This is a genomic window from Serratia sp. 2723, assembly GCF_050434425.1.
In the GTDB taxonomy this organism is placed as follows: domain Bacteria; phylum Pseudomonadota; class Gammaproteobacteria; order Enterobacterales; family Enterobacteriaceae; genus Chania.
Genome location: NZ_JBNDIN010000008.1, coordinates 94,065 through 119,959, shown reverse-complemented (window position 1 = coordinate 119,959; position 25,895 = coordinate 94,065). Strand labels below are relative to the sequence as shown.

At 56.6% G+C, this 25,895-nt stretch carries 24 protein-coding genes and 4 tRNA genes; 8 read left to right on the top strand and 20 right to left on the bottom strand.

The genetic code is table 11. From position 1 onward, the window contains the following. The first annotated feature begins 80 nt into the window (after positions 1-80). Positions 81-551, top strand: coding sequence for a thioesterase family protein (locus ABIE29_RS14205; protein ID WP_429619392.1), 471 nt, complete (start codon positions 81-83; stop codon positions 549-551). Positions 552-652: 101 nt separating this feature from the next. Further along, positions 653-1,540, top strand: a complete 888-nt coding sequence (rarD, locus tag ABIE29_RS14200; protein WP_429619391.1) for an EamA family transporter RarD — start codon at positions 653-655, stop codon at positions 1,538-1,540. On the opposite strand, the gene ABIE29_RS14195 is transcribed toward rarD, so the two are convergent. The 3 genes from ABIE29_RS14195 to ysgD form a co-directional block, all read right to left on the bottom strand. Then, positions 1,532-2,593 carry an AbrB family transcriptional regulator gene (locus ABIE29_RS14195; protein WP_429619390.1) on the bottom strand — a complete coding sequence of 354 codons (1,062 nt, stop codon included), beginning with the start codon at positions 2,591-2,593 and terminating at the stop codon, positions 1,532-1,534. The genes rarD and ABIE29_RS14195 overlap by 9 nt on opposite strands. Before the next feature lie 131 nt (positions 2,594-2,724). Next, positions 2,725-3,675 (bottom strand): magnesium/cobalt transporter CorA, encoded by a 951-nt coding sequence (gene corA, locus ABIE29_RS14190; protein ID WP_429619389.1) that lies wholly within the window; start codon positions 3,673-3,675, stop codon positions 2,725-2,727. A 166-nt stretch (positions 3,676-3,841) separates the two neighbouring features. Further along, positions 3,842-3,913, bottom strand: coding sequence for a YsgD/CorL family protein (ysgD, locus tag ABIE29_RS14185; protein ID WP_363136375.1), 72 nt, complete (start codon positions 3,911-3,913; stop codon positions 3,842-3,844). Between the two features lie 207 nt (positions 3,914-4,120). Here ysgD and ABIE29_RS14180 point away from each other — a divergent pair, with 207 nt between their 5' ends. Further along, on the top strand, positions 4,121-4,594 hold the full coding sequence (locus ABIE29_RS14180) for a WbuC family cupin fold metalloprotein (RefSeq protein WP_429619388.1): 474 nt from the start codon (positions 4,121-4,123) through the stop codon (positions 4,592-4,594). A gap of 216 nt (positions 4,595-4,810) precedes the next feature. Here ABIE29_RS14180 and uvrD read toward each other — a convergent pair whose 3' ends face one another. The 6 genes from uvrD to lptM all read right to left on the bottom strand — a co-directional run bounded on the left by uvrD (position 4,811) and on the right by lptM (position 10,466). Further along, positions 4,811-6,973, bottom strand: coding sequence for a DNA helicase II (uvrD, locus tag ABIE29_RS14175; protein WP_021181533.1), 2,163 nt, complete (start codon positions 6,971-6,973; stop codon positions 4,811-4,813). Positions 6,974-7,051: 78 nt separating this feature from the next. Beyond that, positions 7,052-7,768, bottom strand: a complete 717-nt coding sequence (gene yigB / locus ABIE29_RS14170; protein WP_429619387.1) for a 5-amino-6-(5-phospho-D-ribitylamino)uracil phosphatase YigB — start codon at positions 7,766-7,768, stop codon at positions 7,052-7,054. Beyond that, positions 7,768-8,679: a tyrosine recombinase XerC gene (xerC, locus tag ABIE29_RS14165; protein ID WP_429619386.1), complete on the bottom strand. Its 912-nt coding sequence runs from the start codon at positions 8,677-8,679 to the stop codon at positions 7,768-7,770. Before xerC ends, yigB begins: the two co-directional genes overlap by 1 nt. Further along, entirely contained in the window at positions 8,676-9,380 is a 705-nt protein-coding gene (locus ABIE29_RS14160; protein WP_429619385.1) for a DUF484 domain-containing protein, read from the bottom strand. Before ABIE29_RS14160 ends, xerC begins: the two co-directional genes overlap by 4 nt. Next, complete coding sequence (gene dapF / locus ABIE29_RS14155) at positions 9,377-10,201, bottom strand: diaminopimelate epimerase (protein WP_021181537.1); 825 nt, start codon at positions 10,199-10,201, stop codon at positions 9,377-9,379. The genes ABIE29_RS14160 and dapF overlap by 4 nt, the downstream gene beginning before the upstream one ends. 70 nt (positions 10,202-10,271) lie before the next feature. Further along, on the bottom strand, positions 10,272-10,466 hold the full coding sequence (lptM, locus tag ABIE29_RS14150) for an LPS translocon maturation chaperone LptM (RefSeq protein ID WP_429619384.1): 195 nt from the start codon (positions 10,464-10,466) through the stop codon (positions 10,272-10,274). A 78-nt stretch (positions 10,467-10,544) separates the two neighbouring features. Here lptM and cyaY point away from each other — a divergent pair, with 78 nt between their 5' ends. After that, positions 10,545-10,865, top strand: a complete 321-nt coding sequence (gene cyaY, locus ABIE29_RS14145) for an iron donor protein CyaY (protein ID WP_024484168.1) — start codon at positions 10,545-10,547, stop codon at positions 10,863-10,865. A 38-nt stretch (positions 10,866-10,903) separates the two neighbouring features. Here cyaY and ABIE29_RS14140 read toward each other — a convergent pair whose 3' ends face one another. Next, positions 10,904-13,462, bottom strand: coding sequence for a class I adenylate cyclase (locus ABIE29_RS14140; RefSeq protein WP_429619383.1), 2,559 nt, complete (start codon positions 13,460-13,462; stop codon positions 10,904-10,906). A gap of 314 nt (positions 13,463-13,776) precedes the next feature. Between ABIE29_RS14140 and hemC the strand changes: the two genes are divergently transcribed. Genes hemC through hemY form a run of 4 tightly spaced genes read left to right on the top strand, consistent with a single transcriptional unit; the run spans position 13,777 to position 17,799 of the window. Further along, positions 13,777-14,718 carry a hydroxymethylbilane synthase gene (hemC, locus tag ABIE29_RS14135; RefSeq protein WP_429619382.1) on the top strand — a complete coding sequence of 314 codons (942 nt, stop codon included), beginning with the start codon at positions 13,777-13,779 and terminating at the stop codon, positions 14,716-14,718. Further along, entirely contained in the window at positions 14,715-15,455 is a 741-nt protein-coding gene (gene hemD / locus ABIE29_RS14130; RefSeq protein WP_429619381.1) for a uroporphyrinogen-III synthase, read from the top strand. The genes hemC and hemD overlap by 4 nt, the downstream gene beginning before the upstream one ends. Positions 15,456-15,477: 22 nt before the next feature. Further along, entirely contained in the window at positions 15,478-16,602 is a 1,125-nt protein-coding gene (gene hemX, locus ABIE29_RS14125) for a uroporphyrinogen-III C-methyltransferase (protein ID WP_429619380.1), read from the top strand. Positions 16,603-16,605: 3 nt separating this feature from the next. Beyond that, positions 16,606-17,799 (top strand): protoheme IX biogenesis protein HemY, encoded by a 1,194-nt coding sequence (hemY, locus tag ABIE29_RS14120; RefSeq protein WP_429619379.1) that lies wholly within the window; start codon positions 16,606-16,608, stop codon positions 17,797-17,799. A 435-nt stretch (positions 17,800-18,234) separates the two neighbouring features. On the opposite strand, the gene ABIE29_RS14115 is transcribed toward hemY, so the two are convergent. The 10 genes from ABIE29_RS14115 to wzxE all read right to left on the bottom strand — a co-directional run bounded on the left by ABIE29_RS14115 (position 18,235) and on the right by wzxE (position 25,894). Further along, entirely contained in the window at positions 18,235-18,483 is a 249-nt protein-coding gene (locus ABIE29_RS14115) for a hypothetical protein (protein WP_429619378.1), read from the bottom strand. A gap of 601 nt (positions 18,484-19,084) precedes the next feature. Beyond that, positions 19,085-19,161, bottom strand: a tRNA-Pro gene (locus tag ABIE29_RS14110). A gap of 76 nt (positions 19,162-19,237) precedes the next feature. After that, positions 19,238-19,324: transfer RNA gene (locus ABIE29_RS14105), tRNA-Leu, on the bottom strand. 47 nt (positions 19,325-19,371) lie between these two features. Continuing rightward, a tRNA-His gene (locus ABIE29_RS14100) sits at positions 19,372-19,447 on the bottom strand. A 70-nt stretch (positions 19,448-19,517) separates the two neighbouring features. Further along, positions 19,518-19,594, bottom strand: a tRNA-Arg gene (locus ABIE29_RS14095). Between the two features lie 135 nt (positions 19,595-19,729). Next, positions 19,730-21,133 carry a bifunctional threonine/serine APC transporter ThrP gene (gene thrP, locus ABIE29_RS14090; RefSeq protein WP_429619377.1) on the bottom strand — a complete coding sequence of 468 codons (1,404 nt, stop codon included), beginning with the start codon at positions 21,131-21,133 and terminating at the stop codon, positions 19,730-19,732. Positions 21,134-21,448: 315 nt separating this feature from the next. After that, positions 21,449-22,189, bottom strand: a complete 741-nt coding sequence (gene wecG, locus ABIE29_RS14085) for a lipopolysaccharide N-acetylmannosaminouronosyltransferase (RefSeq protein ID WP_429619376.1) — start codon at positions 22,187-22,189, stop codon at positions 21,449-21,451. 8 nt (positions 22,190-22,197) lie between these two features. Then, on the bottom strand, positions 22,198-23,565 hold the full coding sequence (gene wzyE / locus ABIE29_RS14080; RefSeq protein ID WP_429619375.1) for an ECA oligosaccharide polymerase: 1,368 nt from the start codon (positions 23,563-23,565) through the stop codon (positions 22,198-22,200). Next, a complete protein-coding gene (locus ABIE29_RS14075; RefSeq protein ID WP_429619374.1) occupies positions 23,562-24,647 on the bottom strand; it encodes a TDP-N-acetylfucosamine:lipid II N-acetylfucosaminyltransferase in 1,086 nt (361 codons plus the stop codon). Before ABIE29_RS14075 ends, wzyE begins: the two co-directional genes overlap by 4 nt. After that, complete coding sequence (gene wzxE, locus ABIE29_RS14070; protein WP_248945033.1) at positions 24,644-25,894, bottom strand: lipid III flippase WzxE; 1,251 nt, start codon at positions 25,892-25,894, stop codon at positions 24,644-24,646. Before wzxE ends, ABIE29_RS14075 begins: the two co-directional genes overlap by 4 nt. Position 25,895 lies beyond the last annotated feature (1 nt).

The window sequence follows — 25,895 nt, the reverse complement described above, 5'->3', positions numbered from 1 at the left end:
AGATAAGCATAAAATCCACAAGTTATTAACCTGGACTGACCAGTACATCGGCTGGCCAAACTCAAATGAAGAAAGGAATTATGTCACACACTCTGTTAACCCTCGAAGCCGCCCGCCAGAAAATAGGCGAAATCTTCGTCTATCACATGCCGTTTAACCGTGAATTGGGACTGGAACTACGCCGCTTTGAGGACGACTACGTTGAATTGAGCTTTACCAACCAGCCTAAGCTGGTGGGCAATGCCGCCCAGAAAATCCTGCATGGCGGCGTGATCGCTTCCGTACTGGATGTTGCCGCCGGGCTAGCGTGTGTGGGCAGCGTGCTGATGCGCCAGGATCCGCTGATCGAAGAAGAGCTGGCGGCCCGCCTGTCGCGCATGGGGACGATCGATCTGCGCGTCGACTATCTGCGCCCAGGCCGTGGTGAGCATTTTGTCGCATCCGCCAGCGTACTGCGCAGCGGCAATAAAGTGGCGGTAGCCCGCGTTGAGCTGCACAACCACGATGACTTACACATCGCCAGCGCCACCGCTACCTACCTGGTGGGCTAAAGTTGCCAGCTGGTTGTGCTCCACAAACCACACAATTGTGGGACACGGCCGGTTATCTTCAGTAAAATCACCGCATCTCCTTTTCCCATCCGGTAACCGTCATGGACGCTCAACAGACGCGGCAGGGCATTTTCTTTGCTCTGGCCGCCTATTTTATTTGGGGTATCGCCCCCGCCTATTTCAAACTGATCCAACAAGTCCCTGCCGATGAAATCCTCACCCACCGGGTGATCTGGTCCTTCTTCTTTATGCTGGGGTTGGTGTCATTGGGCCGTAACTGGCCACAGGTGCGGGCCGCCTGTAAAAACCGCAAGCGGCTACTGCTGCTGGCCGTCACCGCGCTGTTGGTGGGAGGGAACTGGCTGCTGTTTATCTGGGCGGTGAATAACCACCATATGCTGGAGGCCAGCCTGGGCTATTTCATCAATCCGCTGGTGAACGTGCTGCTGGGGATGCTGTTCCTGGGCGAGCGTTTCCGCCGTATGCAGTGGGTGGCCGTAGCCTTGGCCTTTACCGGAGTGCTGGTGCAGCTGTGGCAGTTTGGTTCGCTGCCGATCATCGGGCTTGGTCTGGCCTTCAGCTTTGCCTTCTACGGCCTGCTGCGCAAGAAGATTGCCATTGATGCACAAACCGGCATGCTGATCGAAACCCTGTGGCTGCTGCCGGTGGCCGCCATCTACCTGTTCCTGATTGCCGATAGCCCAACCAGCCATCTGAGTGCCAACCCATGGTCGCTGAATTTACTGCTGGTTGCGGCCGGGGTGGTCACCACCGTTCCACTGCTGTTCTTTACCGCAGCAGCCACCCGCCTGCGCCTGTCAACGCTCGGGTTCTTCCAATACCTGGGGCCAACGCTGATGTTCCTGCTGGCGGTCACCTTCTACGGCGAGACCATCGGCCAGGATAAGCTGGTGACCTTTGGCTTTATCTGGGCAGCCTTGGTGCTGTTCCTGCTGGATGCCTTATACCAGCAGCGAAGGCTACGCTGATTGTGCGGGCAGGGCGTGGTTGGAGATGAATCTGGCCATCGCCGGGCCAGTCAGCAAAATAGTAAACAGCCGCAGCGTCTGCATCGCCATCACAAAAGTGATATCGACCCGGCTGCCTGCGGCGATGATCGCCACGGTATCCAACCCGCCGGGGCTGGTGGCCAGATAGGCCGTCAGCAGATCGACCGGCAGGAACTGGGTCAACATCCACGCCAGCCCGCCGCAAAACAGCATCAGCGCGACAATCGATACCACCATCTGTGGCAAGGTGCGTAACGCCAGCAGGAAGATCGGCCGGGTAAAACGCAGCCCAACGCTCCAGCCAATCAACGTGTAGGCCAGCGCCAGCAGCCACTCGGGCACCTGTAACGCCATGATGCCGGTAGAATGTAATGCCGCCCCCGCGATCATTGGCAACATCAGCGCACCGGAAGGAATGCGCAGGCGCGGTCCTAACCAGGAGCCGATAATGGCCACCCCCATGGTGCCAGCAAAGCGCCAGTCGAGGGTAGGGAACCATTCCAACGCAGCGCTACCCTGCCCGGCCTGATCACCCAGACCAATTCGCGCCACGACCGCTGCTGCCGTCGCGACAAACAGTACGCGCAGATACTGCATAAACGCCACCAGCCGCACATCCGCGCCGAAATCTCCCGCCATCGCTACCATCGCCGATGCGCCGCCAGGGGAAGATCCCCAGGCACCGGTAGGACCGGGCAGCCCACTGAAACGCACCAGGCACCAGCCGGACACGCCGCTCGCCAACAGCGTCGCGATCAGCACCAGCAACACCAGCGGCCAGTCATCCAACAGGGGGGTAAGAATATTGGGCGAAAGGCTTTGGGCGATCATACAGCCCAATATCGCCTGCGCCGCAATAAAGAAGGGGCCAGGAATGCGCACCGAAGCGCCGAGCAACCCCATCGCGACACCGACAATCATCGGCCCCAGCAGCAAGGCGGCAGGAACGTGGAAGGCCTGTAGACCAAACCCCAACACCAGCGAAGCCAGCAGCAGGATCAGCCATTGAATGACGCGCGGGAACTTCTCCATCAAAACTCATGCCTTACGAGCCGATAAGCAGTGGGGATATTCTACCCCGGTTTAACGGGCGAAGGAGGGATCATTGAAGATAAAATGGGGCGATGGTGCAGACCACCACCCGAAGCGTACGAGAGCCGGATTTAAAGCCAGTTCTTGCGTTTGAAGTAGAGATAAGGTGCCAGCCCCGCCACGATCATCAACGCTATCGCCCCCGGGTAGCCGAACGACCAACGCAGCTCGGGCATAAACTCAAAGTTCATCCCGTAGCTTGAAGCCACCAACGTCGGCGGCAGGAATACTACCGAAACCACCGAGAAGATCTTGATGATGCGGTTCTGTTCGATGTTGATAAAGCCCATCGCCGCCTGCATCAGGAAGTTGACCTTCTGGAACAACGATTCGTTATGGGGCAGCAGGGATTCAATATCGCGCAGCACTTCCCGCGCCTGTTCCAGCTGGCTGGTTGGCAAACGCGCCTTGCGCACCAGGAAATTCAGCGCACGTTGGGTATCCATCAGACACAGGCGTACCTTCCAACCGATATCTTCCTGCTCGGCCAGCGTGGACAGCGCTTCATCATATTCGTCGCCCTGATGCCCTTCCATAATCACCCGGCTGAGCTTTTCCAGATCGCTGTAGACGTTTTCTATCTCGTCGGCCAGCTGTTCAATTTTGGTTTCAAACAGATCCAGCAGCAGCTCGTAGGCGTTGCCGTCCACCATCCGCATATTGCGCGCACGCATCCGGTAAAGCCGGAAAGCGGGCAGTTCGCGTTCACGCAGGGTATACAGGCGGCCATCGCGGATGGTGAATGCCACGGTAGAGTTGCCCGCGTGATCTTCGGCGTCTTCGTAGTAGAAAAAGGAGTGGATATGCAGGCCGTCATCATCTTCGAAGAAACGGGCCGAGGCTTCGATATCATCCAGTTCGGGGCGTGTCGCCAGACTTTGGCCCAACTCACTTTGCACGCGCTCGCGTTCGCCTTCCTCCGGCTCAACCAGGTCAACCCACAGCGACGAGGTCAAATCATCTGAGTCATCCAACTCCAGACGGGATAAGCGGCTGTTATCTAATTTAAAAGCGCTTAGCATGTGCCAAAACTCCCTAATGGTAACGGGGTAGACAACGCATTGAAGCACAGAAAGCGAGGGAAGTATGCAATACCAGCTCGTTCCAGACCATGAAGAGATCTGACTCGGAGCGACGCTGGGGAGGGTCGCCGACAACCACGAAGGGTATCAGCGCAATGGGATAGCCTTAGAAGTTGTACCTGGTGTCCAGGTCTGTGAGCCAGTATCTACTGGGTGTGTCCAAGGCGTGTGTCCTCATTGATATTCGTGCGCGCATGTTACGCCGAGAAGAAAAAGCCTGTCAACCGGTTAGGGCGGATAATCGCGCAACAATTCATCACGCTCGCGGCCAGTTTGTAACACTCCTGCAACCTTGGCACGCCTGATGGAAAACCTGGTCGCGATCTCTGACCGCGGCCACGAATCTTGCTAAGATTAGCGCACAGAAATATTGCGGATTGACGACATGAAACAGATTACCGCCCACGACTTGACGACCATGAGCGAACAGGCAGCCACAGTGCCACGCCTGCGTGCCCATCGTACCTTGCATGAAGAGTTGAGCGATCCGGTGCAGCGCCTGGCGATTGCCATGGAGCCTGGCACCTATATTCGCCCACACCGCCACCCGCAAACCTGGGAGTTACTCACCCCGCTGCGTGGCCGTTTCGTGGTGCTGCAGTTCAATGACGAAGGCGTGGTCACCCAACGCACCCTGCTAGGTGAAGAAACCAAGGTGCTGGAGATGCCGGCGTTGACCTGGCATGCGGTGCTGTCTGTCGATCCGGGTGGCGTGGTGTTTGAAGTGAAGCATGGCCCTTATCAGGCACTCGGCGAAGAAGACTGTATGCATTGGGCTCCACCGGAAGGTGGCGAGGGGATCGAAGCGGTAATGCGCTGGTATGCCACGGCCAAAGTGGGCGATCGTTTCGCTCACTAAATTATTGTCCCCTCACCCTAACCCTCTCCCAAAGGGCGAGGGGACCGATCGAGTTGGCCTGAAAGAACGGTGATACGTCATGTGCTTTTGTTGGCTCACCTTAGGTGAAGGGAAACTCAAGTTTTGCTGAGATTATCTTCTAGCCTCCAACAGAGCAGGGACTTTCAGCTCCCTCTCCCTGTGGGAGAGGGTTGGGGTGAGGGGAACGTTTCCCCGTTACACCGTTTCCAGCTTGGCGTAAGCCGCTACCAGCCACTTGATGCCTTCACCCTGAAACGCGATCTGCAACCGGCTGTGTTCACCGCTGCCTTCCAGATTGACGATGGTACCCTCGCCAAACTTGGCATGGCGCACACGCTGCCCCAGCTTGTAACCGGTGTCGTTTTCACTGATCGGCGTCCCCATCCTGCGGTGGCTCACTGAACGTGAGACACTGGCCCGCAGGCGCACCTCTTCCACACAGTCTTCCGGGATCTCACCGATAAAGCGTGATGGCCGGTGATACACCTCTTTGCCATACAGGCGGCGGGTTTCCGCATAGGTCAGCGTCAATTTTTGCATCGCACGGGTCAGGCCAACATAGGCCAGACGGCGTTCCTCTTCCAGGCGGCCACCTTCGTCCAGCGACATCTGGCTTGGGAACATGCCCTCTTCCATGCCGACGATAAACACCTGGCGAAACTCCAGCCCTTTGGCCGAGTGCAGGGTCATCAGCTGAACTGCGTCCTGATAGGCATCTGCCTGCCCTTCTCCCGCTTCCAGCGCGGCATGGGACAGGAAGGCCTGCAACGGCATCAGATCCTGATCTTCATCCTGGTAGCTGTACTGGCGCGTAGCCGTGACCAGTTCCTCAAGGTTTTCGATACGCGCCTGACCCTTCTCGCCCTTTTCCTGCTCATACATGATGAACAGCCCGGAATCGCGGATCACCCGGTCGGTTTGCACATGCAGCGGCATTTCGGCGGTTTCGTGAGCCAGTGAGTCCACCAGCTCCAGAAAACGCTGCAGGGAGGACGCTGCACGGCCCGCCAGCACCTTATCTTGCAGCAGCGCACGCGTAGCCTGCCACAGCGTCAGCTGGCGGTCTCGTGCCGCCTGGCGCACTACGTCGAGGGTGCGATCGCCAATGCCACGCGTTGGGGTATTCACAACGCGCTCAAAGGCCGCATCGTCGTTACGGTTGGCAATTAAACGCAGATAGGCCAAGGCATCCTTGATCTCCTGACGTTCGAAGAAGCGCATGCCGCCATAAATTCGATATGGCATGGCGGTTTGCAGCAAGGCTTCTTCCAGCACGCGCGATTGGGCGTTGCTGCGATACAGGATGGCGCAGTCGTTCAGCGCGCCGCCGTTGTCCTGCCAGGCCTTGATGCGGTTAACCACAAAGCGGGCTTCATCCAGCTCGTTGAACGCACAGTAAATCGAGATCGGCTCGCCTTCGGCCCCTTCGGTCCACAGGTTTTTGCCCATGCGCCCGTCGTTATTGGCGATCAGGGTGTTGGCAGCCTTTAGGATGGTGCTGGTCGAGCGGTAGTTCTGCTCCAGACGCACCGTTTCCGCACCGGGGAAATCCTTCAGGAAACGCTGGATGTTTTCCACCTGCGCACCACGCCAGCCGTAAATCGACTGGTCATCATCCCCCACGATCATCACGTTGGCCTTACCCCCGGCCAGCATGTGGATCCAGGCGTACTGGATGCGGTTGGTATCCTGGAATTCGTCCACCAGGATATTGGTGAAGCGCTCACGATAATGATTGAGGATATGCGGCTTGTTCAGCCACAGCTCATGGGCGCGCAGCAGCAATTCGGCAAAATCGACCAGCCCTGCACGGTCGCAAGCCTCCTGATAAGCCTGATAGATCCGCAGCCAGGTGGCTTCCACCGGATTGCCGTAGCTTTCGATATGCTGCGGGCGTAGGCCATCATCTTTCTTGCCGTTGATGTACCACATCGCCTGGCGTGGCGGCCATTGCTTCTCGTCAATGTTCAGCGCCCGCACGATGCGTTTCAGCAGGCGCAGCTGGTCTTCACTATCCAGGATCTGGAAATCCTGCGGCAGGTTGGCGTCCATATGATGAGCGCGCAGCAGGCGGTGTGCCAGACCGTGGAAAGTGCCGATCCACATGCCGCCCTGGCTGGTGCCAATCAGGTGTTCGATACGGTGGCGCATCTCTGCCGCCGCCTTGTTGGTGAAGGTCACCGCCATGATCGAGTACGGCGAGCAGTTCTCCACCGCCAGTAGCCAGGCAATGCGATGCACCAGCACCCGGGTCTTGCCGCTGCCTGCACCGGCCAGCACCAACAGGTTGCTGCGTGGCGCAGCCACGGCTTCACGTTGTTTATCATTCATGCTGTCGAGCAGGTCGGAAACGTCCATAGGCACCATTGATTGGTAAAGGGAAAACCCGCCTTCCACGCGCTTTCCACTGGGAATTTATACAGAGTTCTGCTGGGATTATAACAATGCTGTCAGCGATGCCAACTGCGAAATCTCAATATGTGGTAGAAGGCGGCTGTCAGCCACCTGCATCAGGCTGCGCTGACGGTCGTTGATCCAGCAGGCTTGCAGGCCCGAACGCAGCGCCCCGGCAACGTCGGTGGTCAGATCATCCCCGACATGCAGGATTTGGTCTGGCGCCACGCCCAGCCTTTCGACCGCCAGTTGATACATATCCTGATACGGTTTGGCGCGGCCATCTGGCCCGGAGCGCAGCACAAACTGGAAGTATTGCTCCAGCCCGCACTGGGCCGGATCGGCATTGCCGTTGGTGATCGCCACCAGCGGATAACGTTGCCCCAACGCCCGCAAGGTCGCGTGAGTGGCTTCTGGCACATCGATACGGCTGCGCCACAGGGCAAAGTTCTGCATGGCGGCATCCGCACCAATGGACGCTTCAGCATCGCGCAGCCCCTGACGGCTCAACGCCAGGTGGATCGCCCGCCAACGCCATTGGGTAACGTCGTGGTAAATCTCCGGATCCTGTTCCCGCAGTTCCTGCCGCAGACGATGGAAATCCGCCGACTGAAAGTGGCTCAATCCCGGGTGGTAGTTCTGCAGAAAGGCCACCGACTCATGCTCGGTCTGCTTGATCACCGGACGGTTGTCATACAGCGTATCGTCCAGGTCGAAAGTCAGCGCAACCAACGGGCGTAACGGACGGTAAAAGTGCATCAGGATTTCCCTCGTTTGGCGCGTGGATGCGCGGCATCGTACACGTTCGCCAGATGTTGAAAGTCGAGGTGGGTATAAATTTGCGTGGTGGTCAGGTTGGCGTGCCCCAGCAACTCCTGCACCGCGCGCAGATCGCCGCTCGATTCCAGCATATGGGTGGCAAAGGAGTGGCGCAGCTTGTGCGGATGGATATGGCTGTTGATGCCCTGCTTGACGCCCCACTCGGCAAAACGCTTTTGTACATTGCGCGCCGAGATACGCTTGCCCTGATTGGAGAGGAACATGGCATCATCCTGTGGCGCAAACAGATCGCGCAACGCCAGCCAGTGTTCCAGCCAGGTAACCGCCGTGCGGCCTATTGGCAATTTACGCTCTTTGCTGCCTTTCCCCAGCACCCAGATCTCACCGCCGCCCAGATCGACATGGCGGCAATCCAGCCCCACCAGTTCGGCCAGACGTAGCCCGGCCCCGTACATCACCTCCAGCATCGCGCGATCGCGAACCGCCAGCGGATCGTTGAGATCGATGTTCAGCAGTTGGTTCATTTCATCGACGTCGATATTCTTCGGCAAATGACGGCCACTGCGCGGTGTACGAATGCCTTTGGCGGGGTTGGCGCTTATCACACCCTGGCCGACCAGCCAGTCCAGAAAGCTGCGTAATGCAGAGAGGCGTAGCGCCAGGCTGGAAGACTGCAACCCAGCCCGCTTACTGCGGGCTGCCAGTTGACGCACTCTGGCAGCATCCAGCATCGGCCATTCGCTGACACCCAGTTCGCTTGCCAGGGTAATCAACGCCTGTAGTTGGCGCGAATAGCTGATCTGCGTCAGTGGGCTGAGTTGCCGCTCCACCTTTAAATAACGCAGGAAAGCGTCCACCGGCGGTTGCAGGTTGGCCGCTACGCCGGTCATATGCGTTCTATCCAGCGTTCCAACAGTTTTGGCAACATACGCGCCAGTTGGCCGAGCATCACGGTGCCCATCCCCTGTTGATAATGTTGGGTATCGCGGCTGCTGAAGATCACCATGCCGAGATCGCCCTGCTCCCCCAGCAACGACAGTGCCACGGAACCAACCTGTTTAGCCTGCGGCAGCAGCAACAGCAGCTCGGGGCAATTAAGGTTGCCGAGGTAGTGATAGCGATCGCCCAGGCGTTGAATACGCAGCGGCTCAAACGCCGAGCGCGCCAGGCCAAGATGGGTGAAATCCGACGGCGCGCCAATATTCCAGCGATCGGTAAACAGGCGGATATTCGCACCTGCCAGCCCAAACCCGCTCGCCCAACGCTGCAAGCGGTTGAGCATATCCTGCAGGCTGCTGGCGGTGGCCAGGTCGGCCTGTAGATGCAACAGGCTGCCAAACAGTGATTCGTTGGCGCTGGCCTGCTCCATCAGCAAAGTGATCCCTTCTTCCAACTGGGTGATTTGATTGCGCTGACGCGCCAGATGCCACTCCACCAACGATACCGTACCCCGCACCGGGTGAGGGACTCGCATCTGTTCAACCAACCGGGCATTGCGCATAAAGAAGTCCGGATTCTGCATCAGAAATTGCATCACCGTTTCATCATCAAGCTCAACGCCCGTGGCTATCCGATCGTCAACCTGCTTCATAAGTGAATAAATCCATCATAAACATGAGTGGCTGGGCCGGTCATAAATAACGGCTCCCCTGGCCCTTTCCAGCGGATATGCAGGCTACCGCCGGGCAGTTCGACATGCACCTCTTCCGCCAGCAGCTCTTGCTGGATGCCCACCGCCACGGCGGCACAAGCGCCGCTGCCACAGGCTTGGGTTTCACCGGCACCGCGCTCATAAACCCGCAGTTTGATGTGCTCACGGCTTACCACCTGCATAAAGCCGATGTTGGCGCGTTCCGGGAAGCGATCGTGCCCTTCCAGTACCGGCCCCAGCAGCTCTACCTTGGCGGTTTTCACGTCGTCTACCTGCAATACGCAATGTGGGTTGCCCATCGAGACCACGCCGCACAGCACCGTATGTTCCGCCGCGCGCATGATGTAGGTTTTTTCCGCTTTAGTGGCGCGGAACGGCACAATCTGCGGATCGAAGTTCGGCTCACCCATATTGACGCACACCAGGTCATCATCGGTGACGCTCAGTATCATGCGCCCGGTCTGGGTGCTGACGCGGATATCACGTTTGTTGGTCAAGCCTTTCAAGCGCACAAAGCGGGCAAAACAGCGAGCGCCGTTGCCACACTGAGCCACTTCGCTACCGTCAGCATTGAAAATGCGGTAATGGAAATCGAGTTCGGGATCGTACGGCGGTTCTACCACCAGCATCTGGTCAAAACCCACGCCCAAATGCCGATCGGCCAGGCGGCGGATCAGCTCAGGTGAAAAGTAGACGTTCTGTGTAACGGCATCGACCACCATAAAGTCGTTGCCTAAACCGTGCATTTTGGAGAACTGCATATCATACTCCGCTTTCTGGACGCGCTATCCGTCTGATATTTATGGCGGCATCAGCCACCATAAAGGCTCATTACTGGTTGCTCATCGACGGTTGCGGCTGAGTGCCCGCGGGTTCTTGTTGGTTTTTACTAACGGTACCGGCACTGGTTACCGGTTGCTCTGCCGGTTTGTCCTTCGGTGGAAAATACAGTGGGCCCTTCAGGCCACAGCCAGAAAGCCCGGCCAGCAAAACGGCCATCAGCGCATAGCGTAGTTGTTTTTTCATTTGCATTAATGCCTGTAATTCATGCGTCCAAGCTCACTATAATCGCAGGTGGATCATGAAAAGCAATAGGAATCGAATATGAACGATAGCGAGTTTCACCAGTTGGCCGACCAACTGATGCTGAATATTGAACAGACCCTGGACGATTTTGACGGCGATGCGGATATCGATTACGAAACCAACGGTGGGGTGATGACGCTAAGCTTCGAAAACGGCAGCAAGATTGTGATCAACCGTCAGGAGCCGTTGCACCAGGTGTGGCTGGCCACCAAGGCCGGAGGCTATCACTTTACCTATCGTGACGAGAGCTGGCAGTGCGATCGCAGCGGCCGGGAATTTTACGAGCTGCTGAGTGAAGCGGCCAGCACACAGTCCGGTGAAACAGTCAGCTTTAGCTGAGTGCTGCTGAGGGGCGCAAGCGACTGCGCCCTCGAGCATTAATGCAGCTGGAACTGTTGCTTCAGAGGCTGTGCGGCATTGCCGTCGGCGACCGTGATACACAGGTTCGACAGCGCATTGCTGCGAAATGGGATCACCTGGGTGCGGCCATCAAGATGGACTATCTGATAGAACTGCGGCAGGTTGAAGTTGATAAAGCTGGAGCCGTAGGTAAAGCGATCGTGTGAGGAGGAATAGAAGCGGCTGACGTCGCGCACCAACTCCTCTTTGCTCCCTTCACAGTGGTGATAAACCTCAACCCGGTTCGACTCATCCAGAATATAAATGTTGAAACCTTTATCATCCGTGGTGTCTTCAAAGAAGAACTGGATAATCCCCTCACTGGCAAAACCATCGACTACCGGTGGCAAATGCACCTGATCGGTTTCTACCTTGATTGACAGGCCATGCAGTTTGTTGTTGGAAATCGCCCCGTAGAACTCCACCGCGTTTTCCAGCTTCTGCACCGACACGCTCAGGCGTTCGAAGAACAGGCCCCAGGTTTGCCCGGCCACACGCACCGCTTTAAACCGGCCCGGCTCCAGGCGAGTGCTGGAAAGACGCAGCTCGATGCATTCGGAAACCAGCTGTTGAATGCGGGTACGGATCAGGCCACGCAGGTGCTGGCTATAGCAGAATACCTCCACCGATTCCGGCGGTGCAGCATCCTGATGCATCTTGCCCAGAATGGTCTTCAACGCTTCAAGCACCGACTGCTCACCGCTGAAATGCAGGGTGCGCACTTCATTCCATGAGTTGCGGTACAGCAGATCGATACTGCCAACCAGGCATTGCTGCTGCTGGCCAAAGCTGAACACATCCAGCTTGCGGAAATCGAAATGCACCACCTGATTCCGGAAGGCCGCCGTCGGGTCGTTTTCCAGGTTGACGATAATCGCCAGATGGCGAATTTCGCACGGGCTGTAGAGCGCTTTCGGCGTCGGAGCGGCCAGGCGCAGCGGGAAATGGTGCGATACGTCGGTAACCAGTTCCTGCAGTTTGGCGGGGTCGCAGATATTGCCGCTCTTGATATGCAAGCGGGTGCGCGAAGTGAGCAGGCCGTTGAAATAGGCCCAGGCCACCAGCTTGTTGAGATAGCGGTTATATTCCAGCGGCTGATGGCTGACAATCGAACTCATCTCCGGTGCCTGGTTGTACAGGTACCAGCCAGTGCGGTTGGCGCGGCCAATCGGCACGTGAATAAAGGTCAGGTCGTTTTCTGACAGGTCTGGTGAAATTTGCGGGTTCACCAGCGTCACCTTACCCGGCAGAGCCTCAAAGGCCGCGTACAGTTTACGGGTCAACACCCCGATATCCTGCGGGCTGGCACTGACGCTGAGATTGTTGCGGCGAGCGAAACGGATCAGGTTGCGATAGCTTTGCATCATCGCATCCAACAGTTCGTTATGGGCTTCGCGCACCCGTTCGATCTTCCAGTTAGCCCGGTTATCGAGGATCTCCAACCGCTCTTCGTCCCAACCCCACTCACTGACCAGTTGGCTGAGGATTTCCCGCCGCCAACCGATAGTGGCGTTGTTGGACTGCGACAGTTTCTCGCAGACCTTCAGATAGAAGCAGCGGCGAACCAGGTCAAGACGGGTGGTATCGTTGATTTCGGTCAGGTAGTGGGTGACGCGCTCGAGCATCATGCAATAGGCATCAAGGCCGAAGCAGACGATCTCCCCCTGGTGCAGACGATGTTTGATCCCCATCGCCAGCAACTGAGTTTTCGGGTATTCCCATGAATAGGCTTCGAGCAGCAGCGTTTTCAACACCGCCTTGTAGGGCGAATCAATGCTCTTATACAGCTGCCACAGGCTGGCACCGAAGTACTCTTCGGCAGAGAGCGTGCTCAATCCGCCGAGATCCAGCCACTCATTCGGGGTTAATACCCCCTGGGAATAGAGCGACAGCACATATTCATCGTAATGTGCTTCCTCTTCGCCCGGCACCATATTCCACAGGATGCGTTTCCCCGCCAGGCGCACGGCCGTGCGGTAGAACTCATCGAGCAACAGAATATGTTGGGTCGAGCCGCAGTCTTCACCACCCAGGCTGCCGCTTTCGTTATGGCGGAAGCGGTTTTCGTCGATCAGGAAGAAGCTGACTTCCACCCCCATCGAGGCCGCCCATTTCTCCAGCAGGCTGCATTTTTGCTGCAGGCGGCTGCGCTCTTCGTTGTCCAGCCAGGACTGGTGGCAGACCCAGATATCCAGATCCGAGGTGCAGCTCTGGCCGATCGAGGAGGTGCTGCCCATAGAGTAAAGCGCCGTAATCGGCAGTTCGCCCGTGGCCATTTTCTCAAACGGGCTGCCCCATTTGTCTTCTAAATCATTGAGATAAGCTTGTTGGGTTTCATCAGGCGTGTAGAGACAGATGCCATGGGGAACGTTACCGTTGAGGTAGCCCGGCATCAGTGGATGATGGTGGTGCAATAAGGTAGGCAGCAGACTGTAGACCCGTTGGAACGCAGGCTTCATGGCTGCCAGGGCACGATCGACACGTAGTTGGTTGATCGCATCCAGTCTTTGTTTCAGTGTCTCGATGTAGAGGTACAAGACGTCTCGCCTGATTATCCCGATGCTTGAAAAAAACCCGTATTCCCGCTGCGTCTTGAGTTTAGAAGAATTTTTGACGACTTATTGCTGGAAACGTGACCAATCTAACACTTTGCTGATTGACCGTAAAGGAGGTAAAGCGACACACTTATCCTAGCGCCTCTATAAACGATTTACCCGCAGTGTGAACTGCCGCCAACCTCCCCTCACGCCCCTTTGATTCCGTTGTCCTTTCTCCGCCTGTGGCTTCTTGCACTGACAGTTTTGATCCTCAGTGGTAGGATGGACGGCGAATTATAAAAACGGTAACCAGCATGTTAGACAAAATTATTCGAATTGCCACCCGTCAGAGCCCACTTGCCCTATGGCAAGCCCACTATGTTCAGCAGCGCCTGATGGCTAGCCATCCGGGCCTGCAGGTGGAACTGGTGCCTATGGTCACGCGCGGCGACATCATTCTGGATACGCCGCTGGCCAAGGTTGGTGGTAAGGGCCTGTTCGTCAAAGAGCTTGAGCTGGCTCTGCTGGAAGGCCGGGCAGACATTGCCGTGCACTCGATGAAAGACGTCCCCGTCGACTTCCCCGCCGGCTTGGGGCTGGTCACCATCTGCGAACGTGACGACCCGCGTGACGCTTTCGTTTCCAACAACTTTGCCTCGCTCGATCAACTGCCGCAAGGCAGCGTGGTCGGCACCTCCAGCCTGCGCCGTCAATGCCAGCTGCGTCGCCGTCGCCCAGATCTGATCGTGCGCGATCTGCGTGGTAACGTCGGTACGCGGTTGGGCAAGCTGGATAACGGCGATTACGACGCCATTATTCTGGCCGTGGCCGGGTTAAAACGTCTGGGCCTGGAACAACGTATCCGCTGCCCGTTGAGCGCCGAAGAATCCTTGCCCGCTGTCGGCCAGGGCGCAGTCGGTATCGAATGCCGCCTTGACGATGACGTCACCCGCGCTTTGCTGGCCCCTCTCAACCACCGCGAAACCGAAATTCGTGTCCGTGCCGAACGGGCGATGAACACCCGGCTGGAAGGGGGATGCCAGGTTCCCATCGGCAGCTATGCCGAACTGACAGGCGATGAGCTGTGGTTACGCGCGCTGGTAGGTGCCCCCGACGGCAGCCAGATGGTTTGCGGTGAACGCCGTGGCCCATCGGCACAGGCTGAGCAAATGGGCGTAGCACTGGCAGAAGAACTGTTGGCTGCCGGTGCCCGTGAGATCCTGCATGACGTTTATCAGGGAAACCCTCCGGCATGACCATTCTGGTAACCCGCCCTTCTCCCGCCGGGGAACAACTGGTGAGCCGCCTGCGCGCACTTGGCCGGGTTGCCTTCCATGCGCCGCTGATCGACTTCGCCCCCGGTAACGATCTTGCCCGCTTACCTCAGGGGCTGGCAGAGTTGCAGGCGGGCGATCTGGTGTTCGCCCTGTCACAGCACGCCGTCAGCTATGCCAGTTCGGTCATCAACCGTGCCGGGCTTCAATGGCCTGGCCAGTTGTCCTATTATGCTATTGGCCGCACCACCGCGCTGGCAATGCATCGCATCAGCAGCCTGCCGGTAGACTATCCGCGTGAGCGTGAGATCAGCGAAATGCTGCTGCTGTTGCCCGCGTTGCAACAGCTCACCGGTAAACAGGTATTGATCATGCGGGGCAACGGCGGCCGTGAACTGCTAGGCGAGACGCTGGCAGAGCGGGGTGCTACGGTAAGCTATTATGAATGCTATCAACGCAGCCCGGTGCATTATGATGGCAGTGAGCAAAGCGCCCACTGGCAACGCGCCGGGATCGATACGCTGGTGGTGACCAGCGGTGAAATGTTACAACAGCTCTATACTTTAGTTCCTGATTACTATCGCTCTTCGTGGCTATTACGTTGCCGCCTGATAGTCGTCAGCGAACGTCTTGCTACCCTTGCCCAGGAGCTGGGTTGGAGCACTATTCGGGTAGCTGAAAACGCAGATAATGACGCGCTGATCCGCGCGCTACAATAACCTGACTATGGGATGTGCCACTATGACGGAACAAAACACTCCATCCGCCGCGGTTGAAGAACCAACCCCAGCGGTTGAGAGCCCCCAGCAGCCAGCCGCTGACCACCGGAAAGGTAAAAATACCGGCCCGGTATTGGGTACGATTGCTATCGTGCTGGTCATCGCTCTGGGTGCTGGCGGCTATTACCACACGCACCAGCAGGCGCAGACATTAATCGCTGCCAACCAGGCTTTCCAGCAACAGTTGGCAGAACTGAAGCAGAGCCAGCAGCAGGAAAAGAGTGCGCTGGAAGGCTTGCTACAACAGCAGGGTAAAACGCTGGAGGCCGCCGATCGCGAGCAAACCTCGCTGGTGCGTCAGCTCAATGAACTGCAAGATAAGGTTGCCACCATTTCCGGCAGCGATGCCAAAACCTGGCTGCTGGCGCAGGCGGACTTCCTGGTGAAAATGGCAGGCCGCAAACTGTGGAGCGATCAGGATATCACCACCGCGGCTGCGCTGCTGAAAAGCGCCGACGCCAGCCTGGCAGAGATGAACGATCCGAGCCTGATCGAGATCCGCCGCGCCATCACCGAAGATGTCGGCACCCTCTCCGCCGTGGCGCAGATAGATTTTGACGGCATCATTCTGAAGGTCAACCAGCTGTCCAATCAGGTCGACGACCTGCGTCTGGCGGATAACAACCGTGACGAACGGCCGATGGATGAAGACGACGGCGAACTGTCCAGTTCGTTGAGCGAATGGCGTCAAAACCTGACCAAGAGCTGGCATAACTTTATGGCGGACTTTATTACCGTCCGTCGCCGTGATAGCAGTGCCGAACCGCTGCTGGCACCGAATCAGGATGTTTACCTGCGTGAGAATATCCGTTCGCGCCTGCTGGTTGCCGCACAGGCGATCCCTCGTCATCAGAACGAAGTGTTTAAACAGTCGCTGGAAACGGTGTCGACCTGGGTACGCGCCTACTTCGATACCACCGATCCGGCCACCAAGGCGTTCCTGGAAGAGTTGGACAACCTGAGCCAGCAATCGATCTCTATGGACGTACCGGGCGAGTTGAAAAGCCAGCCGATGCTGGAAAAACTGATGCAGACCCGGGTGCGTAATCTGTTGGCCCAGGCCCCTGCCACTCACCAGGAGGGATAAGCCATGTTACGCGTGTTATTCCTGTTTCTGGTGCTGATTGCCAGCCTGGTGCTGGGGCCGATGCTGGCCGGGCACCAAGGCTATGTGCTGATCCAGACCGACAATTACAACGTCGAAACCAGCGTCACCGGCCTGGTGATCATGGCCGTGCTGTTGTTCCTGGCGCTGTTGGTCATCGAATGGATCCTGCGCCGCGTCTTCCATACTGGCGCGCGTACCCGTGGCTGGTTCCTTGGCCGCAAACGCAGCCGCGCCCGTAAGCAAACCAAAGCAGCGTTGATCAAACTGGCGGAAGGGGATTACAAGCAGGTAGAGAAACTGCTGACCCGCAATGCCGATCATGCCGAGCAACCGGTGGTGAACTACCTGCTGGCGGCGGAAGCGGCGCAGCAACGTGGCGATGACTTCCGCACCAATCAGTATCTCGAGCGTGCCGCAGAGGCCGCCGATACCGATCAGTTGCCGGTAGACATTACCCGCGTGCGTATTCAGTTGGCGCAGGGTGAAGTCCATGCGGCACGGCACGGCGTCGATCGCTTGCTGAACCAGGCGCCGCGTCACCCGGAAGTGCTGCGGCTGGCGGAGCAGGCCTATCTGCGCACCGGTGCTTATGCCTCACTGCTGGAAATCCTGCCTTCGATGAGCAAAATCAACCTGCACAGCGAAGAAGAGCTGCAAGCTTTACAGCAGCAGGCCTATATCGGCCTGATGAATCAGGCCATGGCCGATGAAGGCAGTGAAGGGTTGAAGTGCTGGTGGAAAAATCAGAGCCGTAAAATTCGCCACGAGATCCCGCTGCAGGTAGCGATGGTAGAACATCTTATTGAGTGTGATGACCATGAATTGGCACAAAGCATTGTGCTGGACAGTCTGAAACGCCAATACGACGAGCGGCTGGTGTTGCTGATCCCACGTATCAAGTCAGGCAACCCAGAGCAGTTGGAAAAAGCGTTACGCCAACAGATCAAGCAGCATGGCGCGACGCCGTTGCTTAACAGCACGCTGGGTCAGTTGCTGATGAAGCACGGTGAATGGCAGCAAGCCAGCGATGCGTTCCATGCGGCACTGCAACAGCGGCCAGATGCGTATGACTTCGCCTGGCTGGCAGATACGTTGGATAAACTGCACCGCAGCGATGAAGCCACACAGATGCGCCGTGAAGGGCTGATGTTAACGCTCAAACAAAACGGCGAGTAACCTCTTCGGTTGGATTATCAGGGCTCAGCATGCCGTGCTGAGCCCTTTTCTTTGCCTGCAACTTTCCTTGGCGCAAAAAAAAACACTTGCCGCAAGACAAGTGTATAAAAGAAGCAATCAGGTCTAGGACAACTGGGGTGGTGCCTCACTCAACGTTTTGCCCGGAGTGTGATGAAGCCGTTGCAAGCAACCCTTTCATCGTTCTGGTGGGCAATAGGCACCCTAAAATCGGCTCTGCATCATTCCTGGGTTTATGAGGCCTAAGGCGAACATAAGAAGTGGAATGAGCATCTACGATAGAGATATTGCACTTCGCGTGCCAACTTTTAACTGATGAGTGCCAACGAGCAAAAAACAAACGCATTACATTGAATTTAAACGATTTAAAATAATTTCCGCCAGGCCCTTTGATTTTTCCCTCCCGTTCGCTGCTTTTTACCCCGTTACGGATCCTGTCGCCTTAAAACGACGGGTTAATGAGAAGTCTTTTTTATTGATTAAAATCATCAGGTTAAATGTCTCAAACTGACGACAACAGGCATACCCATAAAGGACAAAAGGAGACAGGTTGAAATTTCGTTGGGTTTGCCAAGATAAAGCCGCTCGATAAAACGACTGCTCTCTGGGGTAGGAATGGCATGATGCCGATATGCTCCAGAAGTCGTTGCGTTGTTTATCCTCCATTTCGCACCCTGCCATTTTTCCCGCGCTTATCTCTGCTTCCTTCTGATCATTCCCTTGTAAGGCCAGCTCTAAAGTCGTCTGTTTCCCCTCACCCCAACCCTCTCCCAAAGGGCGAGGGAGCTGTCCGGAGCGCTTGATTAGCCCGTGCTGCTTCGGAAAGTGATGAGTAAGAAGAAAGGCTGAATATTACACAGAGAAATCAACGAACTCGATCGCATCTCTCCCAAAGGGCGGGGAGCTGTCCGGAGCGCTTGATTAGCCCATGCTGCTTCGGAAAGTGATGAGTAAGAAGAAAGGCTGAATATTACACAGAGAAATCAACGAACTCGATCGCATCTCTCCCAAAGGGCGGGGAGCTGTCCAACGTTGTTAGCTAATCTGTGGCTTGGTTGATTTGAGGACAAATGCTGTATAAGTGTGGCACTTTCGGTCCCCTCTCCCTGTGGGAGAGGGTTAGGGTGAGGGGCCAGCACGATATCTCAGGTATCGGACACCCACAATGTCACTCAGATAAAAAGCAAAAAACCCGCTCATTGCTGAACGGGCTACACAAATTCCAGACGTAAAAAAACCTGCTTAAAAAAGCAGGTTTCTTTGAAATTGGTCGGCGAGAGAGGATTCGAACCTCCGACCCACTGGTCCCAAACCAGTTGCGCTACCAAGCTGCGCTACTCGCCGATTTCTTGTTGCTGATACTACCGAACTTTCCAGCCTATGTCTATGTAAATATTAAATTTATCAGACATTTTGTGTGTGGTGCGAAGAGAGGGACTTGAACCCTCACGTCCGTAAGAACACTAACACCTGAAGCTAGCGCGTCTACCAATTCCGCCACCTTCGCACTGTCACAAAACAGCTTTCAATTCTTTTACTTTACCCTAGGTAAAGTGGGGTGGCTAATGGGGCTCGAACCCACGACAACTGGAATCACAATCCAGGGCTCTACCAACTGAGCTATAGCCACCATAACTACTTTATCTACTGCTTACTTCACGCGGTAATCATACCACCGCAGCTCCTGCGCACAAAATTAATGGCGCGCCCGACAGGATTCGAACCTGAGACCTCTGCCTCCGGAGGGCAGCGCTCTATCCAGCTGAGCTACGGGCGCGTAGCGCCGTTGCGGGTGGGGATACTACGGTTTTATGCCCATCCTGTCTAGTGCTTTTTCTCAGAAATGTTGAGTTCGCTGACCCTTTGCTCACTCTTGCAGCAGAAAGGGCCCGGCAAGGCCCTTTTCTTAAGTTTAGCGCTGACTTTCTGTCCGCTTTTCAGGCTGATGATGAACTTTGTGCATACCGAATGCAAAGTAGCACAGGCTCACCGCAGCCAGGAAAATCATCCCCACCAGCAACGAAATCCGCGTATCCGGGTTGATCCCCATGCCAACCAGCACACAAATCAGGAAAGCGAGGGTCAGGTAGTTCACGTAAGGGAACATAAACGACTTGAAGCTATGGGTCTTCATCGCTTCTTTATGGGCACGGCGGAAATAGATCTGGCTAATCAGCACCACAAACCACGGCATCATGCCCGGCAGCACGCTGGCGCTGTAGACATAGACGAACACCTGCTGAGGATTGGGGATGACGTAGTTCAGCGCCGATCCCACCAACAGGCAAATGATGGTAATGGCAATGCAGTTGACCGGCACACCGCTGGCAGAAAGCCGGGTCAATGCCGCTGGCAGTTGGCGGTTCTTGGCCAGGGCATACAGCATACGGCCACCGCTATACATGCCGCTGTTGCAGCCGGAGAGCGCGGCGGTCAGCACCACAAAGTTGATGATACCGGCGGCGGCGACGATACCAATCTTGGCAAAGGTCAGCACAAACGGGCTGCCAGCGGTGCCGATGCCGTTCCACGGGAAGATGGTGACAATCACGAAGATGGCCCCGACATAGAAAATCAGGATGCGCCACAGGATGTTGTTGATCGCACGTTTGAGCGTCATCTGCGGGTTTTTGGCTTCCCCGGCGGTAATGCCAACCAGCTCAACCCCCTGGTAAGAGGCCACCACGATACACAGCGCAAACAGGAAGCCTTTCCAGCCACCGGCAAAGAAGCCGCCGTGAGCCGTCAGGTTGGCAAATCCGGTCGGCTGCCCGCCGTTACCGAAGCCGAAGAAGATCACCCCCAGCCCCACCAGGATCATCACGATAATGGTGGTGACCTTAATCATGGCAAACCAGAACTCCAGCTCACCGTACAGGCGCACCGCCGCCAGGTTGGCTAACGCGACCATGGCGACCGCGATTAATGCAGGCAGCCATTGGGGTATCTCTGGGAACCAGAACTGCACATAGACGCCGATAGCCGTGATTTCCGATATCCCCACGGCAAGCCACATAAACCAGTAGCCCCAGGCGGTGAGATAGCCGAAAAAGGGGTTCATGTATTTGTGTGCGTAGACGGCGAAAGACCCCGCCACCGGCTCCAGGAACAGCATCTCGCCCATCGAACGCATGATGAAGAACACAAACAGGCCGGCGATGATATAGGCCAGCAGCACCGAAGGCCCGGCCCATTTCAACGTACTGGCCGAGCCCATAAACAGACCCACGCCGATCGTGCCACCCAGGGCGATCAGCTCTATATGTCGCGCTTCTAACCCGCGATGTAAACCTTGTGGTTTTTCTTTGCTTGCCATAAATCCTCAGTCATATTTTTTATGATGTTGTTTGCCTGCCGATCGGTGCCGGTCATTATTGTTTTAGATAAGTTTAGGGCCATTCATCCCCCGCCAGGCAAAAGCATTCCGCACAATTTAGTGACGGGGGAAATTTTCGGGCGCTATGGTTTCGCATTTTGCCGCTATAAGCAAACCGCGAATTAAAACCTTATGGAATAACTGCAGGGGGAATGATTAATCGAGGTTATAGCCTTGACCACGTTATGGTCGATAGGGAGATTATTTGGGCAAAACAGACGCTGGAGCAACGGAGGGGCTGCTCCAGCCGGAGGATCACATCTTGCCGGTGTAGTAATAGCCGACGAACTTGAGTAGCCGAAGTTGACGGCGAATACGGCTCGGCTGGCTGAGCAGGCGGTAGAGCCACTCCAGGCCCAGATTCTGCCACACCTTGGGCGCGCGCTTCACATGGCCGGTAAACACGTCATAGGTGCCGCCTACCCCCATATATAGCGCCTGCGGATGCCCCTTGCGGCAATCCCGCATCAGGATTTCCTGCTTTGGCGATCCCATTGCCACGGTCACGATAGCCGCGCCGCTGGCACGAATGCGTTCAAACAAGGCATCCCGCTGTTCCGGCTTGAAGTAGCCATCCTGGCTGCCTACCAGATTCACATTCCACTGGCTACGCAGCTTCTGCTCGGTCTCTGCCAGCACAGAAGGTTTGCCGCCAACCAGAAATACCGGCGTGCCTTCCTGCCCGGCGCGCTGCATCATGGCTTCCCACAGATCGGCCCCAGCTACACGAGACACCTCCGCGCCAGGATACTTGCGGCGGATGGAACGCACCATGCTGATGCCGTCGGCATACTTGTACTCCGCCTCATCCAGCAGGGCATGCAGTGCCGGATCGGTTTCTGCATTGAGGATTTTCTCGGCGTTCATCGCCACCAGGGTACCTTGCTTTACCCTGCCACCATCGAACAGAAAATCCATGCACTGCGCCATGTTGCGAAAGCCCCACAGGCTGAAACCGCGCAGCTCATACTTGGGAACCGAAATATTTGCTTCCATTGTCACTGTTACCTTGGCACAAGGGAGCTGGCCACGGGAGCCAACGCGCGCTTGCGCATAATTCGAGTCTTGATAAGACCGGCAGCATCAAACAGCCAGTACAGTAATTTTGCCAATACCAGGCAGGCACCAAAAATGATGCAGAAGAACACCACGCGCGAGACAAAGGAATCTACCCCCTCACGCGCCAGCACGATGATATTAAACACCGCACCAAAGCAGAACCCTTGCAGAATCGCCGCCTTAAAGCGGTTCTGCTCGCTTTTGCCCAGTTCATACAGCCAGTCGAACCACTTGACGATCAGGCCCACCACAATGGCACCCAGCGGGATAAACAGCACCCCGCCCATCACCACCAGCGAACCAATCAGCGTCGGGGAAATTGCCAGGCCGGAGTGGTTGTCCAGCACTTCCCAGGTAAAGTAGTTGGCGGTGTTCAGCACCAGATCAGGCCGCCCCGGCCACAGCCAGGAAGGGATAAAGACATAAAAATCACGCACGATCGGGGCCAGCCCCTGGAAGTCGATCTTGTCGTAATTTTGCAGCAGCAGCCCCAGGTTCTCCCACGGCGAGAAGGTATCACGGGTCAGATACAGGAAAGTGTAGAACGCTTCCGGGCCGCTGACATCCAGGCTATAGCGTTTCAGCGCCAGCCAGAACATGCCGACAATGCCAAACACCCCTGCGGCCACCAGCATCCACAGCGAAATCCAGCCGCGCACAATGCCGATAAACAGGAACAGCGAGAAAGCGATGATAATGTTGGCACGGGTACCGCCCACGATCACGTAGGTCAGAATGCCAAAAGACACCGTAGCCGCCAGGAAGAAGAACCAGGCGCGCAGATCCTGCTTAAGGAAATAGACCACCAGCATCGCCGGGATAAAGAAGTAGAAGAAGCGCTTGAGCGCCACCCCTGACACATCGCTGGAGAAGATTTGGCTGTAGGAGTTGAGCTTGAACAGCAGGAAACCGTTCTGCATAAAGAAAATGCCCACGGTGCCGATCGCCACCAGCGCCAGCAATATCCAGGTGATATGGGTCTCTACCCGGTTCATGGTGAACACCGGCTTATGCGGCTGGCTGCTGCGCTTACGCAACCGGGTCTTGTAACTAACATAGTAAATCGCGTAGAAGCCGGTAGCGGAAAGAATGGCGTACAGCAGGAATTCTACTGGCACCACGGCCACATCAAACTGGAACACCAGCAGGCAGGTCAGCGGGAAGCCAAAGTAAAACGTCAGCAGATAGAGCAAGGAAAAGAAGACGTTAAAGTTGAAGCGGACGCGACGAAACTCCTGATAGGTCAGGGTCAGCACAAACAGCGCCCCGATCAGATAGACGACAAGCAGCCCGCCAAACTGTGCCAGCGTCATGGGTTTTCCCCCGCCGCCAGCGCCAATGCCTGCTGCCAGCCATCCACGTAGTTCGGATTGAAAAAGGCGATGGACTGTTTGTCCAGCGTTGCCAGTTGGCGCTGTGATTCTCGTACCACCGCTTCATCCAGCGAGTCACCATAGAACAATACCGGCAGATGCTGCTCGGCCAGGTCTTGCCAGAACGGGTTCTTGCGGCTGAGCACAAAAGGCACGCCAAACTGGATCAACAGGCACAGCGTACCGACCCCCTGCTGGCGGTCGAAAATGAAGTAGCCGAGATCGCACTCACGCAGGATATTGAGATAATCGTCAAACGCCACCTGCTGGGTCAGCAGTTGCAGATTCGGCTCGGAGAACAACTTCAGGCCCGCCGCGCGCACCTGGGCAATATAGGCGTCGTTATTGGCCGGATAGCCCATCGGCAAAATCACCCGCACCTTGTCACCAAATTGCTGATGGATCGCCTGTAACGCCTCAATATGGCGGTTGGTAGTATCGCCAGAGTTGCCCACCAGGATGGTCATCGGCCCAGCCAGGTTCTTTTCGACTTCGATACCTGTCAACGCTGGGTCCATCCGCGTCGGGAAATACAGCAGCGAGGCCGGAACGCGCGCGTGCCGCTGCTGGTAGTGGATCAGGTCGCCTCGGGTGGCAAACACGTGGCCCACCCGCCCTTGGGCAATGCGGCGCAGCATATAGAACAGGCGGTATTTCCAACTGGTGGCGTTTTCATACAGATCGGCCCCCCAGATATGCCAACTCACCTGGCGCGATTTGATCTTGCCACTCAGCAAGGCCAGCCACAGCGCTGCGTTAAACTGGCCATGCAGGAACAGGCGGGTATCGCGGTTGGCCTTGGCGCGTGCAATCACCGCCTCTGCCAGGCTCTTTTTGCCTGGGAAAGCCTCGATGGTCAGTTTGGGAAAGTGCCCCAACGCGGCCACGTCTTTGGCTGCCACCATAAAATGACACGCAAGTTCTGCGGGCAGGCGTTCGGCCAGCACGTCATTAAAGAAGCGCAGCACCGTCTGATTATGATGCGGGATATCAGATCCCAGTACGTGGATCAGTATGGTCATACTCGTCTTCGATAAAGAATAAATACGCAGCTACAGAGCGCAAAATACACGATGTAGGTTGCCATATAGGCCTGTGCCGCCCCCAATGCGCCGTGCAACGGGATCAGCCAGTGCGAGAACAGCGTCAGCAAGGCGAACTGACTGACCTCTGCCAGAATATAAAAACGTAGCGACGCCTTGGCGATCACCAGATAACCAAAGACGTAGGCCCCGACTTTCAACACGTCCCCCACCAGTTGCCAGGCAAACAGATCGCGCATGGCAACGAATTTCTCAGAGAACAGCAGCCAGATGGCGAAGTCACGCAGCAGCCAGACGGTAAAGCTGGCAGCGGCGACCGCGGGCAGCACAAACTTCAGCGAGCGCACGATCTCCCGCGAAATGGCGCTTTTCTCTTGCAGGCGCGACAGCGTTGGCAGCAGGTAAACGGTGAACGAAGCGGTAATAAACTGCAGGTAGGCATCGGAGATACTGCTCACCCCTTGCCAGATCCCCACTTCGTCCCAACCGTAATGCTCCGCCAGCAGGTTACGCATCATTACATAGGCAACCGGCAAGGTCACGGAGGTGATCAACGCCATCAGGGTAAACTTACCGAGATGGCTGGCCAGCGCCTTATCCCAGGCCAGCGCCAGATAGCGCAGCGGCAGTGCCTTGCGCCGCCACAGCATGAAACCGGCAGGCAACACCACCAGGGCTGGAACCAGAGCCAGCCCGGCCAACGCGCCTTCATAGCCGCCCAGCTTAAAGCATAGCGTAAAGGCAACCACACCGATCAGGCTGCCAGCGATCACCGCCAGCGCGTTACCCATCGCATCGCGATAACCTTTGAGGATCGCCAGGAACAGGTTGGCGTAGGCAATCCCCATCTGGATAAACGCCACCGCCCGCACCACGTTCACATAGTCACCATGGCCAAACAGCCCACGGCTGATCGGCTCGGCAGCAAACAGGAACACCAGCGCCAGCAGGGTTGAGAAACCCAGCACGATGCTGGATGCGGTACCCACCGCCATCCGCAACCGCTGCGGATCCTGATGGTATTCCGCCACATACTTGGTGATACCGTTAAAAATCCCGGCACCCGACAGCACGCCCAGCACGGTGATCAACTGGCGGAAGTTACCCGCCTGCCCGACCCCGCTGGGGCCGAAGGCCACCGCCAGCATTTTTACCACCAACAACCCCACGCCGATCTTGATCAGCGTGGAGCCAGCGGTCCAAATCGATGCTTTTGCCAGCGACATA

Coding starts and splice junctions, on each gene's coding strand:
- hemY (WP_429619379.1), top strand. CDS start 16,606: ATGTTACGCGTGTTATTCCTGTTTCTGGTGCTGATTGCCAGCCTGGTG.
- wzxE (WP_248945033.1), bottom strand. CDS start 25,894: ATGTCGCTGGCAAAAGCATCGATTTGGACCGCTGGCTCCACGCTGATC.
- hemC (WP_429619382.1), top strand. CDS start 13,777: ATGTTAGACAAAATTATTCGAATTGCCACCCGTCAGAGCCCACTTGCC.
- ABIE29_RS14160 (WP_429619385.1), bottom strand. CDS start 9,380: ATGAAGCAGGTTGACGATCGGATAGCCACGGGCGTTGAGCTTGATGAT.
- dapF (WP_021181537.1), bottom strand. CDS start 10,201: ATGCAGTTCTCCAAAATGCACGGTTTAGGCAACGACTTTATGGTGGTC.
- ABIE29_RS14180 (WP_429619388.1), top strand. CDS start 4,121: ATGAAACAGATTACCGCCCACGACTTGACGACCATGAGCGAACAGGCA.
- yigB (WP_429619387.1), bottom strand. CDS start 7,768: ATGCACTTTTACCGTCCGTTACGCCCGTTGGTTGCGCTGACTTTCGAC.
- hemD (WP_429619381.1), top strand. CDS start 14,715: ATGACCATTCTGGTAACCCGCCCTTCTCCCGCCGGGGAACAACTGGTG.
- uvrD (WP_021181533.1), bottom strand. CDS start 6,973: ATGGACGTTTCCGACCTGCTCGACAGCATGAATGATAAACAACGTGAA.
- cyaY (WP_024484168.1), top strand. CDS start 10,545: ATGAACGATAGCGAGTTTCACCAGTTGGCCGACCAACTGATGCTGAAT.
- wzyE (WP_429619375.1), bottom strand. CDS start 23,565: ATGACGCTGGCACAGTTTGGCGGGCTGCTTGTCGTCTATCTGATCGGG.
- ABIE29_RS14205 (WP_429619392.1), top strand. CDS start 81: ATGTCACACACTCTGTTAACCCTCGAAGCCGCCCGCCAGAAAATAGGC.
- lptM (WP_429619384.1), bottom strand. CDS start 10,466: ATGAAAAAACAACTACGCTATGCGCTGATGGCCGTTTTGCTGGCCGGG.
- ABIE29_RS14075 (WP_429619374.1), bottom strand. CDS start 24,647: ATGACCATACTGATCCACGTACTGGGATCTGATATCCCGCATCATAAT.
- wecG (WP_429619376.1), bottom strand. CDS start 22,189: ATGGAAGCAAATATTTCGGTTCCCAAGTATGAGCTGCGCGGTTTCAGC.
- xerC (WP_429619386.1), bottom strand. CDS start 8,679: ATGACCGGCGTAGCGGCCAACCTGCAACCGCCGGTGGACGCTTTCCTG.
- ABIE29_RS14195 (WP_429619390.1), bottom strand. CDS start 2,593: ATGGAGAAGTTCCCGCGCGTCATTCAATGGCTGATCCTGCTGCTGGCT.
- corA (WP_429619389.1), bottom strand. CDS start 3,675: ATGCTAAGCGCTTTTAAATTAGATAACAGCCGCTTATCCCGTCTGGAG.
- thrP (WP_429619377.1), bottom strand. CDS start 21,133: ATGGCAAGCAAAGAAAAACCACAAGGTTTACATCGCGGGTTAGAAGCG.
- hemX (WP_429619380.1), top strand. CDS start 15,478: ATGACGGAACAAAACACTCCATCCGCCGCGGTTGAAGAACCAACCCCA.
- rarD (WP_429619391.1), top strand. CDS start 653: ATGGACGCTCAACAGACGCGGCAGGGCATTTTCTTTGCTCTGGCCGCC.
- ABIE29_RS14115 (WP_429619378.1), bottom strand. CDS start 18,483: ATGGAGGATAAACAACGCAACGACTTCTGGAGCATATCGGCATCATGC.